Genomic DNA, 15,329 nt, shown 5'->3' with positions numbered 1-15,329 from the left:
GCCATAGTGCCCCCATGATTGAGACCTTTGAGATCCTCGACAAACTGGGTGAAGGCGGCATGGGGGAGGTCTTTCGGGCCCGCAACCGCGCCACCGGTGTCGAGGTGGCCCTCAAGGTGCTGCGCTCAGACTTCGCCACCGAGACCCGCTACCGCGAGAGCTTCAACCGCGAAGTGCGCGCGATCGCCACACTCAATCACCCCGCGATCGTCAAAGTCCTCGACTACGGCACGACCACCGAGGCTTGCAGCGCAGCGCTTCCCGACGCCCCCACCGGCTCATTATGGCTGGCCATGGAGCTGGCCCACGGCGCCCTGGAAGAAGCGCCTCTGCCGCCGGACTGGGCCAACCTACGCCGCCTTCTTCTGGAAGTCCTCGACGCCCTGGCGCACTCGCACGCCCGCGGCATCATCCACCGCGACTTAAAGCCGGCCAACGTGCTCTGGACCCCCGATGAGGCCGGCCATGCCCGCTGGATGCTCTCCGACTACGGCATCGCGCACATTCAAGATCCCTCCTTTGCCAGCCAGACCGCCGACATCCACTCGCTGGCCGCCGGCACCCCGACCTTTATGGCGCCGGAGCAACTTCACGGCCACTGGCGCGACTACGGCCCGTGGACCGATCTCTACGCGCTGGGCTGCATGGCCTACCTGCTCAGCAGCGGCCGCGCCCCCTTTGAGGGCGACACGCTGATGGCGATCGCCATGCAGCACCTCACCGCCGAGGTCCCCGCGCTGCGCCCGCGCATTGCGCTGCCCGACGGCTTTGAGAACTGGGTGCGCCGCCTGCTCTCCCGCGACATCTCCCGGCGCTACCGCCGCGCGGCCGACGCCGCCCGCGGCCTGCTGCTGCTCGGCGACCCCGTACAGGCCCGGGGCGAGCCGGCTGCCGCCCCCGGGCTGGAAGAGGCAACCCTGCCTCATGCGCCCACCCTGGCGTTCTACCGCGACTCGGAGACCCTCGATGCGGTTGGACTCGACCTTCCGGCGCTTAAAACCGTGCTGCTCGATACCCACCAGCTCGAAGCGATGGCGCGCGACGACCGCGCCGAGCTCGGCGCACCACCGGCGCCCAGCGGTCCGCAACGCCCGGTGCGCATCGCCCGCAGCGTCGCCCCACCGCCGGACTGGCGCGCCCCGGAACTTCCCCAGCTCAGCGACCTGACGCTCGGTCTGGGAAAAGGCCTCTTCGGCATTCGCGACGCCCGCTTCATCGGTCGCCAGGAGGAGCGCGACCAGCTCTGGAGCCAACTTCGTCAGGTTCACGACGAAAGCAAAACCCGGGTTGTGCTGCTGCGCGGCGACGCCGGCATGGGCAAAACCCGCCAGATGGACTGGATGGCCACCCGCGCCGAAGAGCTCGGCGTGGCCACCGCGCTGCGCGCCACCCACAGCCCGATCATGGGCCCGCACGACGGCCTCCCCCGCGCCCTCCAGGGCTTCTTCGGCGCCACCGGCCTCTCGGGCGAGAAGACCGCCCGACGCCTCGACCACGCCCTGCAGACCCACTGGGAGCTCACCCCGAACCCGCTTCTGAGCGAGGGACTCGCCAGCTGGATCGCCCCCGACGCCGCAAAGCCTCCCTCACTGACCTCCCCGCTGGAGCGCTACGCTCTGCTCGAAGAGGTCATTCACCTCATCGGCGCCGAGCGCCCCATCATCCTCTGCCTCGATGATGTGCAGTGGGGCCAGGAGGCCCTGGGCTTTGCGCTGCACGCGCTTAACACCCGCGACGAAAAAAACCTCCCCCTGCTCATCCTCGCCACGGTGCGACCGGAGGGCCTCGACGAGCGCCTGGCCGAGCGCCAACTCCTCGATCTTCTCGACGCCCACGAGCACTGCGAGACCCTCGATCTTCAACCTCTGGACCCGCCCCATCAGCGCCAGCTGGTGCGCGATCTTCTGGGCCTGGAAGACACGCTCGTGCGCCAGATCTGCAGCCGCACCGCAGGCAACCCCCTCTTCGCAGTCCAGCTCATCGAGGACTGGGTGCACACCGGCGAGTTGCAGTCTTCGCCCTATGGCTACGTGTTGCGCCAGGGAGCTCCCTTTGACGACGACCTGCGCGAGCTCCTGACCCGACGCATCGACGCGCTCATCGCGAGCCGCCCCGATCCGCAGGCGGCGCGCTGGGCGCTGGAGGTCGCCGCGGCGCTGGGTATCGACATCGACCAGCAGGAGTGGCAGCTCGTCTGCGACCGCCTCGACATCCCCCCCGATGAGGGGCTGCTCGATGAGCTTTTGCTGCGCGCGATGGCCGGGCTGCGACCGGGAGGCTGGCATTTTCGCCTGCCGCTGTACCGCGACGTCATCGAGAGCATCAGCGCCTCCACGCCACGCTGGCGGCGCATCCACCGCTGCGCGGCCACCGTTTTGACAGGTGCATCCCACGGCTCGGCCTCACTCTCGGAGCGCCGCGCACGCCATCTTCTGGCGGCCGAGGCTTTTGGCGAGGCGCTGCCCCTTCTGTGGCAGGCCAACCAGCATCATATGCTGCGCAGCGCGTATCTGCCCTCGCTGGCAATCCTCGAGCGCATCGACCGCTGCCACGACGCGCTGCACTTCGAGGCCGACCACCCGGAGCGCGCCCACGCCTGGATCGCGCGCGCCGAGGCCGAGCGCTACATGGGCGCATTTCGCTCCGCGCGCGACCTTCTGGGCCGCGCCCTCGATCTGGGCGAGACCCTGCCCGCGGCCTACCGCGCCGACGCCCACCGGGTGTTGGCCAACATCGAGAACTTCTCCAACCACCCCGATCTGGCCCTGGCCCACTACCGCCGGGCGCTCGACCTCTTTCACCAGGTCAGAGACGACCGCGGCACCGCGCGCTGCCTCCACGGCCTGGGCTGGATCCTGGCCGGCCTGGGCGACATCTCCGCCGCGCGCCAGGCCTTCGTCGACGGGCACCGCATCGCCGAGCGCTCCAGCGAACTTCTGGAGGCCGCCTGGTGCGTGCACGGCATCGCCGAGACCCACATCCGCACCTGGGACGCCGAAGGCCTGCCCTTTGCCCGGCGCGCCCACCAGCTCTTTGAGGCCGCCGGCAGCCGCAGCGGCCTGGCGCTGAGCCTGCGCACCCTGGGCGATTTTTCGCGCTACCAGGGCGACCTCACCGAAGCCCGCAAGTACTACCGCCAGGCGCGCCATCTGGCCCACTCCATCGGGCACGTGCTCGCCAGCCTGACCGACTCCCTGCTGGGATTCTGCGATCTTGAAGAGGGCAACTACGCCGAGGCCGAGCGCCGCTTCGCCGCCTTTGAGACCTCCCCCCAGAACCTGATGTTCCCGCTCTACCGCCCCATCGGCGCCATCGGAAGTCTGGTGGTCGCCGCGCAACACGACGACCTTACCAGCGTCGACGCGCAACTCGACGCGCTCCAGGCCACCCTGGACGCCCGCACCCCGATGGCCCGCGACTTCTCCGTGTTTCTGGAGCAGGCCGCCGGGCTCTTACTCACCGGCGGCCGTCACGACCGCGCCGCCCGCGCGCTCGAGCTCTCCGCCCTCTGCGTCGAGCGCGTCGCCCCGGCGCGCGCCGAAGCGCTGCGCACGCGCCGAAGCGATCTTCTCGACTCATCCCCCGCAGGGTAGCGCCACCAGGCGAAGCACCTCCTCGCCATCCTCAAGCTCCACGACTTTGCTGCCCTTGGCCGAGCGGCCCATCAGCGAGAACTCCGCCGCCGGCAGGCGCCACACTCGCCCGCTGCTCAAGATCAGCCCCAGATCTTCTCCCGGGTTGCACGCCACCACCCCGGCCACCCGATCGCCCGGGTTCAAGCGCAGCACCTGCATCCCCGCCCCGCCGCGCCCCTGGGTGCGAAACTCCCCGAACTCCACCCGCTTGCCCAGCCCTTCGGCGGTGACCACCGCCAGCTGCCGCACCCGCGTGCCCTCAAAGGCGCTGATGATCGCGTCATCCTCCCCGCCGAGCTTCATCAGGTTCACGCCGACCGCCTTTCGCCCCATCGAGCGCAGCTCCGAGGCTTCAAAATGGATGCCCTGCCCCTGGGCCGACGCGCAGAAAATCGTCGCAGCTCGCCCCACCGCCATCACCGCCACCGCCTCATCGCCCTCATTGAGCAAAAAGGCCTCGCGCCCCGAGCGGTCCAGCCCATCGCCCTTATCAAACTCCCCGCCATCACTGGCCTTCCCCTTGCCCTGCGCCGTCACATGCACCACGCGCCCGGTCGCAATCTGACGCCTGGGCACCAGAAAACGCGCCTGCTCCTCCCCCGACAACCTCAACACGTCGCGAATCGTCCGCCCCTCCCCTCGCCGGTCCCACAGCGGAATCATCCGCGGATCCACCCCGTAAAAACTCCCCTCGGTGCTGAAGATATAAATCGCATCCCCCTCCCCCACCCACCGTATATCCACCACATCCCCCACCCCCTCCGGGCTCTCGATGTACTCCGGCCCCTCCCCCACCTCCAGATCCGGCCCGTGCATCGCGTAGAGCAACCCCTGGCTCGTCTCCACATAAAGCGGATGCTCATACGCCTCCCCCACCACCCGCTCCACCCGCGTGGGCTCCGCACGCGTGCTGCGCTTCTTGCCTCCTACCGCCTCCACAAGCGCCGCCCACAACGCCCCCTCAACCTCCCCGAACGCCTCGTTGGCCTGCCCCCTCAACCCCTCGGGCATCGCGCTCTCCTCATCAGCGCTCGCTTCATTCGCAGCTTCCACCAACGCCTTGATCACCGCCTCTTTCTCAACCATCACAACCTCCCATTCAGACTCGATGTTTTCATCTGCGACCCCCATCGCTCAGCAGGCCGCGGCCCCCGCAGCCTACTCGCGATTGCCCCCGTCTTCCAGACGGCAGCTCCCCCCAACACACGATCCCTGACTCCGCACACTACAAAACCCGAGCGTATCCAGGGCGGCGCCTGGCAAGGAGGCTGGGATGAAGCTGTAGCAACGCTACCGCGAATCCCCAGCGACCTCCCGCTCGCAACTCCCCCCAACACACGATCCCTGACTCCGCACACTACAAAACCCGAGCGCATCCAGGGCGGCGCCTGACAAGGAGATAGGGATGAAGCTGTAGCAACGCTACCGCGAATCCCTATCGACGCCGTCAGCGTCGTCCTGGTGCGCTCGGCACGGCGGCTTGACAGTTTTGGAGAGGAGCCCTTACCTTCCCGAACTTGAATCGCAGCGGGTCACCAGTGTGACCTCTCTGACAGGGCGCACCGGCCCGCACGAACGGAGCACAGGCACATGTCTGACGACACCAAAAGCACTTCCAAAAAATCCAAAAAATCCGACGACATGATGTCCGGAATCGGCGGCATCTTTGATGTCCCCGGCGGCACCAAGAAGAAGAAAAAGAAAAAGAAAGCCGCCGAAGACACCCCGCCTACTCCCCCCACCGATGATATCGGCGCGGCGATCGAAGAAGAGCTCGCCGCGGCCTCGGAAGCCGAAGAGGTCGACGTCGACGACGACGTGGTGAGCGCGGCCGACGAAAGCAACGAGGTCGAAGCCGCCGACGAGAGCGCAGAGATCGATGCGCTCGACGAGAGCAGCGAAGTCGAAGTGGCTCCCGCGCCCAAAAAGGCGAAGAAGGCCGAGCCCAAAGCGGCCGCGCCCAAAAAGAAGAAGTCGAAAGCCGCCACCGCCGGCATCGAGGGCGTCTTCACCCCCTCGAAGTCCGACGATGACGACGACATCGACCTCTCCTCGACCTACCTCGACGATGACGATCTGGGAGACATCCCGGCGCCCAAAAACCCCATGACCAAAGTGCTCGTGGGCGTGGTCGTGGTCCTGGTGATCGGGATGCTGGCGATGCTGCACCACTTCACCGGCTTCGGCGACGACTTCATGCTGCTGCTTCAGGGCAACTACCAGGAAGAGATGCTTCGCCGCGCCCAGCAGGCCGAAGAAGAGCACCTGGCCGCCCAGCTCGCCGCGATGCCTCGCTACGGCACCCTGACCTTCTCCGGCGGTCCGGTCGGCGCCACCATCAAGCTCAACGGCCAGATCCAGTACGGACAGGTCGGCGGCGAAGACGGCCCCTGGCGCGCGCTGGAGCTTGGTCCCACCACCGCCATCCAGAACCTCTCGGTGCGTGACACCCACCACATTGAGGTCTCCGCTCCGGGTCACCAGCCCGCCACCATCACCCTGACCGAGGGCATGTGGCAGGACGGCGGCAACGGCGACTACCGCTTCAACTACAACGCCACGCTGCTGCCCATCGACGCCAAGTACGGTCAGGAGTTTGCCCAGCGTATGGAGTCGGATCTCGACAACGACTTCTACGGCGAGGCCACCATCAACACCATCCCCTCCGGCGCGCAGATCCTGCTCAACAACAACATTGCGCTGAACGAAGATGGCGAAGAGCTGCGCACCCCGGTGACCTTTGGCACCTACTACGTCAAAGACGAAGAGAGCGGCGAGCTCAAAGAGATGCAGCTTCGCGTGGACACCCCGCCAGACCGCGGCGACCGCCTCGAGCTGACCTTCCCCGACAACGAGGAGCTCCCCAACTTCCTGACCTCGATCAACCGCCGCTCCTGGGAGTGCATCTGGAAGGATGAGTCCGAGACCCGCCGTCTGCCCGACGACGCCAGCATCCAGCTGCAGTGCGACTACACCTGGAAGCTCGAGAAGGACTTCAACGCCATCAACCGCTACATCGCCGAGCGCGAAGCGGAGTTTGAGCGCATCCAGGCCCAGCAGGAAGAGGCGATGAAGAAGGCTCAAGAAGCCGCCGCCGAAGCTGCCGGTCAGCAGGGCTGAGTCAACCATCATGCCGTTACGAGACACCCCCTGTGCCCGGCTGGTGCGCATCGCGCATCCAGCCGGGCGTCGTCCTGTTTACGCCCGCTGCGATGGTGAGCATTTTGTCACCCTGGAGGGCGACGTCGCCGAGCTGCATCAGGCCATCCGCGACGGCCGCCCCCTCTCCGAAGACGGGGCGCGCATCCGCAAAGATCGCGCTCAGCTCCTGGCGCCGGCCTGCCCCACCAAAGTGGTCTGCGTGGGGCTGAACTACCGCGCCCACGCCGAGGAGATGGGCAAAACCGTTCCGCAAGAACCGCTGATCTTCCTCAAACCCTCCACCGCCGTCATCGGCCCCGACGAAGCCATCGAGCTCCCCCCCGCCTCCGAGGAGGTTCATCACGAGGGCGAGCTGGCGATGATTGTCGGCGAACGCCTTAAAGGGGTGAGCGCCGAGGAGGCGATGCGGGGCATCTTTGGATTTACCTGCGCCACCGACGTGACCGCCCGCGACATCCAGCGCCGCGAGTCCCGCTACACCCGCGCCAAGGGCTTTGACACCTTTGCCCCGCTGGGCCCGGCGGTCGCGCTCACCGGCCACTTCGACCCGGCCGCGCACACGCTGACCTGCCGCGTCGACGGCGAAGTTCGCCAGCACACTCGCCTCAACGACTTTATCTTTGAGCTTCCCGAGGTCGTGGCGTTCATCTCCAGCGTGATGACGCTCTTGCCCGGCGACGTCATCCTCACCGGCACGCCCGCCGGCGTCGGCCCCATCACCCACGGTCAGAGCGTAGAGGTGAGCATCGACGGCATCGGCACCCTGCACAACCCGGTGCGCCGCCCGGGGTAACCCGCCACGCCGCGCTCCCGACCGGGGCCTTTTCCGCCCCGATCCACACGCCTCCACACACGCCGCCGGGATAGACGCCCCTGCCCCCCTGTGTTACCTTCCCGCGACGCTTGAGCGCGCTGCCCCCGGCGAGCTTTATCTTGCCGCTTCGGGGCCCTGTGCGCGCTCACTAGAAGATCGCTGACCTCGCGCTCGTTGCCGCGCCGCTCCTTCACCTCAAGGCGGCCCGCCCTCTTCGAGCGCCCTTGTTGGTTGTGACCCACCGACCCAGGCTAGACGTACTATGGCCCAAGATAACCAGACCCCTCAAGACGCCGCCCCCCAGGGCTCCGACTACAACGCCGAATCCATCCAGGTCCTCGAAGGCCTGGAGGCGGTGCGCAAGCGCCCCGGCATGTACATCGGAGACACCGACGACGGCTCCGGCCTCCACCACATGGTCTACGAGGCCGTCGATAACTCCATCGACGAGGCCCTGGCCGGCTACTGCGATCAGGTCACCATCACCATCCACACCGACGAGTCCGTCTCCGTCGAGGATAACGGCCGCGGCATCCCGGTCGATATGCACAAAAAGCAGGGCCGCTCCGCAGCCGAGGTCATCATGACCGTGCTGCACGCCGGCGGGAAGTTCGACCAGAACTCCTACAAAGTCTCCGGCGGCCTGCACGGCGTGGGCGTCTCGGTCGTCAACGCCCTCTCCGAGCGCCTCGTCCTCGAGATCCGCCGCGACGGCCAGATCTGGACCCAGGAGTACGACCGCGGCGTGCCGAAAGAGCCCCTGCGCTCGATCGGCAAGGCCAAGACCACCGGCACCAAGATCACGTTCTTGCCCGATCCGGAGATCTTCCAGATCACCCGCTTCTCCTTCGACGTGCTCTCCCAGCGCCTGCGCGAGCTCTCCTACCTCAACAGCGGCGTGCGCATCGTCATCATCGACGAGCGCGACAACAAGCGCCACGACTTCAACTACGAGGGCGGGCTCAACTCCTTTGTGGCCGACCTCAACAAGAATAAGTCGCCCCTGCACGACGAGCCCATCTACATCACCAAAGAGCTCCCCGAGCAGGGCATCACCGTAGAAGTCTCCATGCAGTGGAACGACTCCTACAACGAAAACATCTTCTGCTACACCAACACCATCCGTAACCGCGACGGCGGCAGCCACCTCTCGGGCTTCCGCGGCGCGCTCACCCGCACGGTGAACCTCTACGGCGTCTCCAACGGCATGCTCAAAGAGTCCATCACCGGCGACGACATCCGCGAGGGCATCGCCGCGGTGCTCTCGGTGAAGATGCCCGACCCGAAATTCTCCAGCCAGACCAAAGACAAGCTCGTCTCCAACGAGATCAAGGGCGCCGTCGAGTCGGTGGTCAACGAGCGCCTGGCGATCTTTTTGGAAGAGAACCCCTCGGTGGCCAAAGCGATCATCGAGAAAGCCATCGCGGCGTCTCGTGCCCGCGAAGCCGCCCGCAAGGCCCGCGAGATCTCGCGCAAGAGCGCGCTCCAGATCTCCGCGCTCCCCGGAAAACTCGCCGACTGTCAGTCCCGCAAGCCGGAGGAGAGTGAGCTTTACATCGTCGAGGGTGATTCCGCCGGTGGCTCCGCCAAGCAGGGCCGTAACCGTAAGTTCCAGGCGATCCTCCCGCTGCGCGGAAAGATCCTCAACGTCGAGAAAGCACGCTTTGACCGCATGCTCTCCAACAACGAGATCTCCACGATCATCAGCGCGTTGGGCACCGGCATCGGCCAGGAGTATTTCGACATCGAGAAGCTGCGCTACCACAACATCGTCATCATGACGGACGCCGACGTCGACGGTAGCCACATCCGCACCCTGCTCCTGACCTTCTTCTACCGTCAGATGCCCGAGATCATCGCCCGGGGCTACCTCTACATCGCCCAGCCGCCCCTCTTCTCCATCAAGCGCGGCCGCACCATGGAGTACCTCAAGGACGAGCGCGAGCTTAACGATCGCCTCATTGAGAACGCCAAAAACGCCCTGACCCTGCGCGGCGAAAACGGCAAAGAACTCGCCGGCGACGAGCTGGCCACCTTCATCGACGATCTGCTCAAGTACCGCAGCGTGCTTGAGCGCGTGGCCCGCAACCACGATGACCGCATCGTCGAAGAGGCCGTCAAAGCCGACTTCACCCTCGAAGATCTCCAGGACAAAGAGCGCCTCAGCTCCCGCAGCCAGGAACTTCTGGAGCGCCTGCGCCAGAGCTACACCACGGTGCCCTGGCGCACCCCCGAGATCCTCGACGACGCCGAGCTCGACGACCTTTTCCTGGCCCAGTGGAAGAGCCGCGTCTCCGGCACCTCGATCGTCTCGCGCCTGGACCGCGCCTTCCTCTCCGGCGTCGACTACAAGGAGCTTCTGCGCATCCGCCGCGCCTTCGAGTCGCTCGGAGAGCACGTGATCGTTGACGATGGCAAAGAGACCGAGCCGCTCACCTCCATCGCCCAGGTGCTCAACCGCGTGCTCGCTGCCGGCCGCAAAGGCCAGACCATCCAGCGCTACAAGGGTCTTGGCGAGATGAACCCGGATCAGCTCTGGGACACGACGATGGATCCGGAGGCCCGCACCATGCTTCAGGTCCGCATCGAGGATGCCGTGGAGGCCGACGCCCTCTTCACCGTCTTGATGGGCGACCAGGTCGAGCCGCGCCGCGAGTTCATTGAGACCCACGCCCTCGACGTGCGTAACCTCGACATTTAACGCGACTTCGGGCGCCTGCGGGGCGGCCTGGCACCTCTCCCTCCTCGCCAGCGCCGCCCCCCAGCCTGCAGGTTGCCCATGACCCGCATCCGACTCTTAAGCGGCCCGGCCGTCCAGCAGACCCTGCACGACGAGCCCGGCGCAAAACTCTTCCGCTACCAGCTCAACATCCCCATCATGGGGCTCGCGCTTGGCCTGGGGCTTTTAAGCCTTTTGGCCGCGGTGATTCTTTATTTTGTCGCCGGCCTGGGGGGCTTTTACACCGCCGCGTTCATCGTCCTGATTGCGCTGGGCCTCTCTCTGTGCAGCATGGTCTCCTACGGCTCCAATTATGCGCGGAAGCATTTTGTGGCCACCTCCGATCGCTGCCTGCTCGTCGGCAACAACGACAACGCCTGGCGCGTCGAATGGCCGCTCATCACCCGGCAGACCCTCGACTTCGAGGGCATGACGCTCTCGCCGACCCGGGCGCGCCTCGATCTGCGCACCGCCGGCCAGCATATCGAGATCCCCATCTTCACCCCCTTTGCCTTCCTCACCGATCTCGAAGAGCTGATGTCCGAGCTGCTTCAGCACCTCGACGCCGAGGGTGAGGGAGCCGAAGACGACAACGGCGACGATGCGCAAGACGTTGGTGCCGATGAGCGTGACGCTGGCGAGTCCAACGCGCCCGACGACACCGACGCGCCCGACGACACCGACGCGCCCGACGCAAACCCCGCGTCCGAAAAGCCCTGAGACGATTTCTAACCCCTGCAACCCCACCCTCTTTTCCAGCCGAGGCCCCCATGGCCAGCCCCCGGGTTATTCGCCCCAACGCGCGCCCCTTCGTGCTTCGCCCCACCCTCTGGGCGGCAGCCTTTTGCGTGGGCGCCGCGCTCATCGCCATGGTCGCGCACGCCGCCATCCTGGAGCCCTCCGCCCTGATGCTGGGTTGGCCGGTGCTGGGCGCGATGATCTCGGTCTTTGTCTATTTCGAGCGCCAGGCCGCCCTGGAGAAGACCTATTTTGAGATCTTCGACGACCGCATCATCTGCCACTACGGCTCGCTCTTAAGCGAAAGCGCCCTCGATCTGCCCTTCCGAAACGTCACCCAGATCGAGCTGACGCTGCCCTGGCTGGAGCACCGCATCTACCAGACCGGACACCTCAAGGTGCACGCCGCGGGCTCCGCCGCCGGCGCTCCGCTCATCTCGGTCGACGCCCCCGAGGCCCTCTACGAACTCCTCGAAGAGCGCCTGCGCCAGAACGGCTTTGTGATCACCCGCCAGAACCTCGTCCAGCGCGAAGAGCCCCATTTTCTGGGCACGCTCATGGACGCCGGCTCGCGTAACAACCCGGTCATCGGCATCCCCTTTGTGCTCCTGATCGCCTTCGTCCCGATGCTTCTGGAGGATCCCTCGGTGCTGGAGTCGGCCCTTGTCATGGGCGCCGGCGTCGGGCTGGTGCTCACCTTTGCCGCCGGCGCGCTGGCCTTCCAGATCATCCGCATCATCGACCTCAACAAACGCGTCTACTCCCTCTACGACGACGTCGTCGACTACGAGGACGGCTTTCTCACCCGCAGCCGACGCCTCATTCCCATCGAAAACCTGGCCGACACCAACATCCACCAGCCCTTTTTGAAAAACCTGCTGGGCATGGCCGACGTCATCATCAGCTGCCAGGGAAGCAGCGCCGACATTCATTTTCCCTCGATGCCCAACGCGAAGCGCTTTCGCGAAAACCTCGGGCACCTGATCAAAATCACCGACGCCCCGAGCGCCGGCCCGAGCACCGCGCACGACGCCGCCGAAATAACCCGGACCGATGGCGAGCGCGAGGCATCCTCCTTCCCCTCATCCCCAGCATTGAGCGACGTCGGCCCGGCGAGTGAGTTAAGGGCTGCGGTGGGCACCTCACAACCGAGCGCCGCCCCGCCGGCCGGCTGGATCCCCTCCGGGCTCTCGCCCATGAACCTTAAGCCGGGCATCCTCTCGGTCTTTCTCTCCAACCTCGTCGTCGCCCCCTTTGTGGTCGTGGGCGCAGGCGCGCTCTTTCTCTTCTCCATCGCCGGCGACAGCGAGCTCCCCGCCCTCGGCGGCATCGTGGCCGTGATCGCGCTCCTGGCCATCGTCTTCGGCTCGCTCGGCAAGGCCATCCAGGAATACCTGATCGTCGAGGCCGAGATCACCGACCAGAAGGTCGCCCTGACCCGCGGTATTTTTAATAAGGAGACCACCGAGTTCACGCTCGAGAAGATCACGCGGCTGTCCATCTCGCAGTCGCCCATCGACCGCTGGCTCAACACGGCCACCTTCCGCTTCAGCTCCATCGGCGCAGCCAGCGCGCTCAAGCTCGCGCATATCCCCGACGCCGACCGCTTCATCCCCCGCATCGAAAAAGGCCTGGGCTTTGGCGACGCCTCCCCGCAAGAGACGCTGAGCGCCGCGCCCACCACCACCACGCTGCTCTACAGCCAGCTCTCCCTGCTGGTGCTCTGCGCCATCGCCGCGGTGGGCTCGATCATCGCCGTGATCTTCTTTAAGCCCGCGCTTCTCATCAGCGCGGCGATCCTGCTCGTGGCCTTTGGCTCCTTTGCCCACGAGTCCCTCTACGCGCCGACCTGCCGCCTGGAGATATTTGACCACCACCTGGCCACCCGCGGGGGGATTTTTGTGCATACCCGCGAGCTGATGGCCCTGCACCACGCCAAAGACGTGCGCACCACCCGCTTCCCCGGCCTGGACACCGGCGGCGTGACCATCTCCGGGGGCGGCGCCTCCAGCGCGCTGAGCATCGGGCATCTCCCCAACCTCACCGCCCTGCACGAGCGCCTCGACGACCTGCTCTTCACCCACCCGCCGCGCCAGACCCGCCAGGGGCCACGACGCCGCACCGAAGTCACCCACGAGTTCAAGCCGGTGATCCGCGCGGCCGCCATTCAAAACACGGCTGCCACCGCCGCCGCCGTGGTCACCATCCCCCTTCTGCCCCTTTTCTTTGCCTACTTCCGCCTGAGCGCCGCCCACATCACCTACACGCTCGAGCTGGACCGGGTGCGCGTCGACCAGGGCATCTGGTTTAAAACCCGCGCCACCGTGCTGCTCAACCGCATCGACCAGGTGCAGACCTCCCGCGGCCCGCTCGATACCGCGCTCAAGGTCGGAAACGTGCAGATCTCCACCGTCGGCAGCGCCTCCCCCGAGATCTCCATCGGACCGGTATCCGACCCCCGCACCATCTACGAGGCCATCGATACAAAGAGCGGCTACGCCCCCAACCAGCCCAGCGCGTAGGCCATCCCCACCCCCAGATAATTGCCCAGCGCAAACCCCAACAGCCCCATCGCCACCCCCGGCAAAATCAACGATCGCCGCCCCAGCCGCTCCGCCACAAGGGGCACAAAGGGCGGCCCGTAGATCGCGGCGGTCGAGGTGATCAAAAAGGTGTCGGCGTCCACCCGCATCACCTTCGCCAGCAGCGCGTGCAAGGCCACCGACCCCAGCATCACCACCCCCATCGCCATCACCACCTCCGCCCCCACCCCCATCAGCGCCGCCGGTCGTGTCAGCGCCCCGATCCCCACGCAGAACACAAGGATCAGGTACTCCCCGGCCTCATAGGTCCCGCGCAAATCGCGCACCCGCGGCCACAACGACCCGGCAATTCCCCCGGTGGTGATCCCCAGCATCACCAGCGCCACCGAGATGCCCCCCGTCACAAGCCACGAAAAGCCCGCGCTCAACACCACCACCCCCACCGACACCCCCACCCCCAGCACCACCTCCCGCCAGGCCCCGCGCCCCTTTACTGGCGCCTCGTTCTCGTCGCCGCTCGCCAGCGCCACAGCGTCCTCCGGCGCGTCCCCCAGCCACGCCCGAAACACCGCCTGCCCCACGCTCAACAAAAACAACAGGTACGCCCCGCCCACCACCACATCGGCGGCGTTCATCGCCACAAACACCTCCTGGCTCACCTCCAACGCCCTCCCCACGCTCAGCATATTGGGCGTGCCCCCGGTGTAGACCCCCACCATCATCCCGGCGATTTTCTCGGACTCCTCCGACCACCCCGCCATCCAACCGCTGGCCAGCGCCACCACCACCATCACCGAGACCACCGCGCACCCAAAGGACACCAGCACCGGCCTCCCCTGCTTGAGCCACCCCCGCACATCGCTCGAGAAGAGCAGCAGCGGAATCGCCAGCGGAATCGCCGCCTCGCTGATCGCTCTTGCCACCGCCTCATCGACGCTCACCCCCGGCGTGTTCGCCAGGATGATGCCGGCCGCGTAGCAGAGCAGCACCGGGTGAAAGACCTCAAAGGCCCGGTGGCGTTTTTCCAGATACCGGGCAAGCGCCGGCATCCCCAGGGCTACAACGACCAACACCAACGTCCAGAGCATGCGTGCTACCTTTTTTGATCGTTTTTGATTCGCGGTTCTCGGGCATCATCGCCCGGCGAAGGGGCAAGGGGCAAATGGGGGGATCGGGCTGGGGTTCGGGCTCGGGTTCGGGCTCGTACTGGTGCTCGTACTGGTACTCGTACTCGTCCTGGTCCTCGTACTGGTACTCGTACTCGTCCTGGTCCTCGTACTGGTGCTCGTACTCGTACGGGTACTCGTACTGGTGCTCGTACTCGTACGGGTACTCGTCCTCGTACGGGTCCTCGTTCTCGTACGGGTCCTCGTACTCTTACGGGTTCTCGGGCTCGTGCTCGAACCGAAAACCCCGAACGCCCTCACGAATCGACCCACGCCGCGAACCCCGGCGCCCCGCAACCACCTAACCACAAACCTCCCAACCCCCGCGGACCTCCCACGTCCCGCAACCACACAACCACAAAACGCGCCCCCCCCAACGCTCAGCCAAATCGACCCACGCCGCGGACCCCGGCGTCCCGCAACCACACAACCACAAAACGCGCCCTCCCCAACGCTCAGCCAAATCGACCCACGCCGCGAACCCCGGCGCCCGCTCGCACATGATCGCCCCGAAGGCTCCCGAGCCCCAAAATCGAGATTCGAGGAGCGCTT

General features: G+C 66.2%; 8 protein-coding genes. 6 read left to right on the top strand and 2 right to left on the bottom strand.

From position 1 onward, the window contains the following. The first annotated feature begins 14 nt into the window (after window positions 1-14). On the top strand, window positions 15-3,593 hold the full coding sequence (locus FRC98_RS15160; protein ID WP_146982289.1) for a serine/threonine-protein kinase: 3,579 nt from the start codon (window positions 15-17) through the stop codon (window positions 3,591-3,593). On the opposite strand, the gene FRC98_RS22065 is transcribed toward FRC98_RS15160, so the two are convergent. Then, window positions 3,576-4,721 carry a DNA gyrase C-terminal beta-propeller domain-containing protein gene (locus tag FRC98_RS22065; RefSeq protein WP_146982288.1) on the bottom strand — a complete coding sequence of 382 codons (1,146 nt, stop codon included), beginning with the start codon at window positions 4,719-4,721 and terminating at the stop codon, window positions 3,576-3,578. The two genes, FRC98_RS15160 and FRC98_RS22065, sit on opposite strands and share 18 nt — an antisense overlap. A gap of 504 nt (window positions 4,722-5,225) precedes the next feature. Here FRC98_RS22065 and FRC98_RS15150 point away from each other — a divergent pair. The 5 genes from FRC98_RS15150 to FRC98_RS15130 all read left to right on the top strand — a co-directional run bounded on the left by FRC98_RS15150 (window position 5,226) and on the right by FRC98_RS15130 (window position 13,590). Continuing rightward, on the top strand, window positions 5,226-6,755 hold the full coding sequence (locus FRC98_RS15150; RefSeq protein ID WP_146982287.1) for a hypothetical protein: 1,530 nt from the start codon (window positions 5,226-5,228) through the stop codon (window positions 6,753-6,755). Between the two features lie 10 nt (window positions 6,756-6,765). Continuing rightward, a complete protein-coding gene (locus tag FRC98_RS15145; protein ID WP_146982286.1) occupies window positions 6,766-7,590 on the top strand; it encodes a fumarylacetoacetate hydrolase family protein in 825 nt (274 codons plus the stop codon). Window positions 7,591-7,873: 283 nt separating this feature from the next. Next, on the top strand, window positions 7,874-10,312 hold the full coding sequence (gene gyrB / locus FRC98_RS15140) for a DNA topoisomerase (ATP-hydrolyzing) subunit B (RefSeq protein ID WP_146982285.1): 2,439 nt from the start codon (window positions 7,874-7,876) through the stop codon (window positions 10,310-10,312). 78 nt (window positions 10,313-10,390) lie between these two features. Next, window positions 10,391-11,050 (top strand): hypothetical protein, encoded by a 660-nt coding sequence (locus tag FRC98_RS15135; RefSeq protein ID WP_146982284.1) that lies wholly within the window; start codon window positions 10,391-10,393, stop codon window positions 11,048-11,050. Between the two features lie 50 nt (window positions 11,051-11,100). Further along, the gene (locus FRC98_RS15130) at window positions 11,101-13,590 is read left to right on the top strand and encodes a PH domain-containing protein (protein ID WP_146982283.1); all 2,490 of its coding nucleotides are present in this window, start codon (window positions 11,101-11,103) and stop codon (window positions 13,588-13,590) included. Here the strand turns inward: FRC98_RS15130 and FRC98_RS15125 are convergent. Further along, window positions 13,563-14,699, bottom strand: a complete 1,137-nt coding sequence (locus FRC98_RS15125) for a DUF819 family protein (RefSeq protein WP_146982282.1) — start codon at window positions 14,697-14,699, stop codon at window positions 13,563-13,565. The genes FRC98_RS15130 and FRC98_RS15125 overlap by 28 nt on opposite strands. Window positions 14,700-15,329: the final 630 nt, after the last annotated feature.

Origin of the sequence: Lujinxingia vulgaris, assembly GCF_007997015.1 — a bacterium.
Taxonomy (GTDB): domain Bacteria; phylum Myxococcota_A; class Bradymonadia; order Bradymonadales; family Bradymonadaceae; genus Lujinxingia; species Lujinxingia vulgaris.
Note: the sequence above shows the minus strand (reverse complement) of the source record. Positions and strands in the feature narration are given on the sequence as shown.

Coding starts and splice junctions, on each gene's coding strand:
- FRC98_RS15160 (WP_146982289.1), top strand. CDS start 15: ATGATTGAGACCTTTGAGATCCTCGACAAACTGGGTGAAGGCGGCATG.
- FRC98_RS15130 (WP_146982283.1), top strand. CDS start 11,101: ATGGCCAGCCCCCGGGTTATTCGCCCCAACGCGCGCCCCTTCGTGCTT.
- FRC98_RS15135 (WP_146982284.1), top strand. CDS start 10,391: ATGACCCGCATCCGACTCTTAAGCGGCCCGGCCGTCCAGCAGACCCTG.
- FRC98_RS22065 (WP_146982288.1), bottom strand. CDS start 4,721: ATGGTTGAGAAAGAGGCGGTGATCAAGGCGTTGGTGGAAGCTGCGAAT.
- FRC98_RS15150 (WP_146982287.1), top strand. CDS start 5,226: ATGTCTGACGACACCAAAAGCACTTCCAAAAAATCCAAAAAATCCGAC.
- FRC98_RS15145 (WP_146982286.1), top strand. CDS start 6,766: ATGCCGTTACGAGACACCCCCTGTGCCCGGCTGGTGCGCATCGCGCAT.
- FRC98_RS15125 (WP_146982282.1), bottom strand. CDS start 14,699: ATGCTCTGGACGTTGGTGTTGGTCGTTGTAGCCCTGGGGATGCCGGCG.
- gyrB (WP_146982285.1), top strand. CDS start 7,874: ATGGCCCAAGATAACCAGACCCCTCAAGACGCCGCCCCCCAGGGCTCC.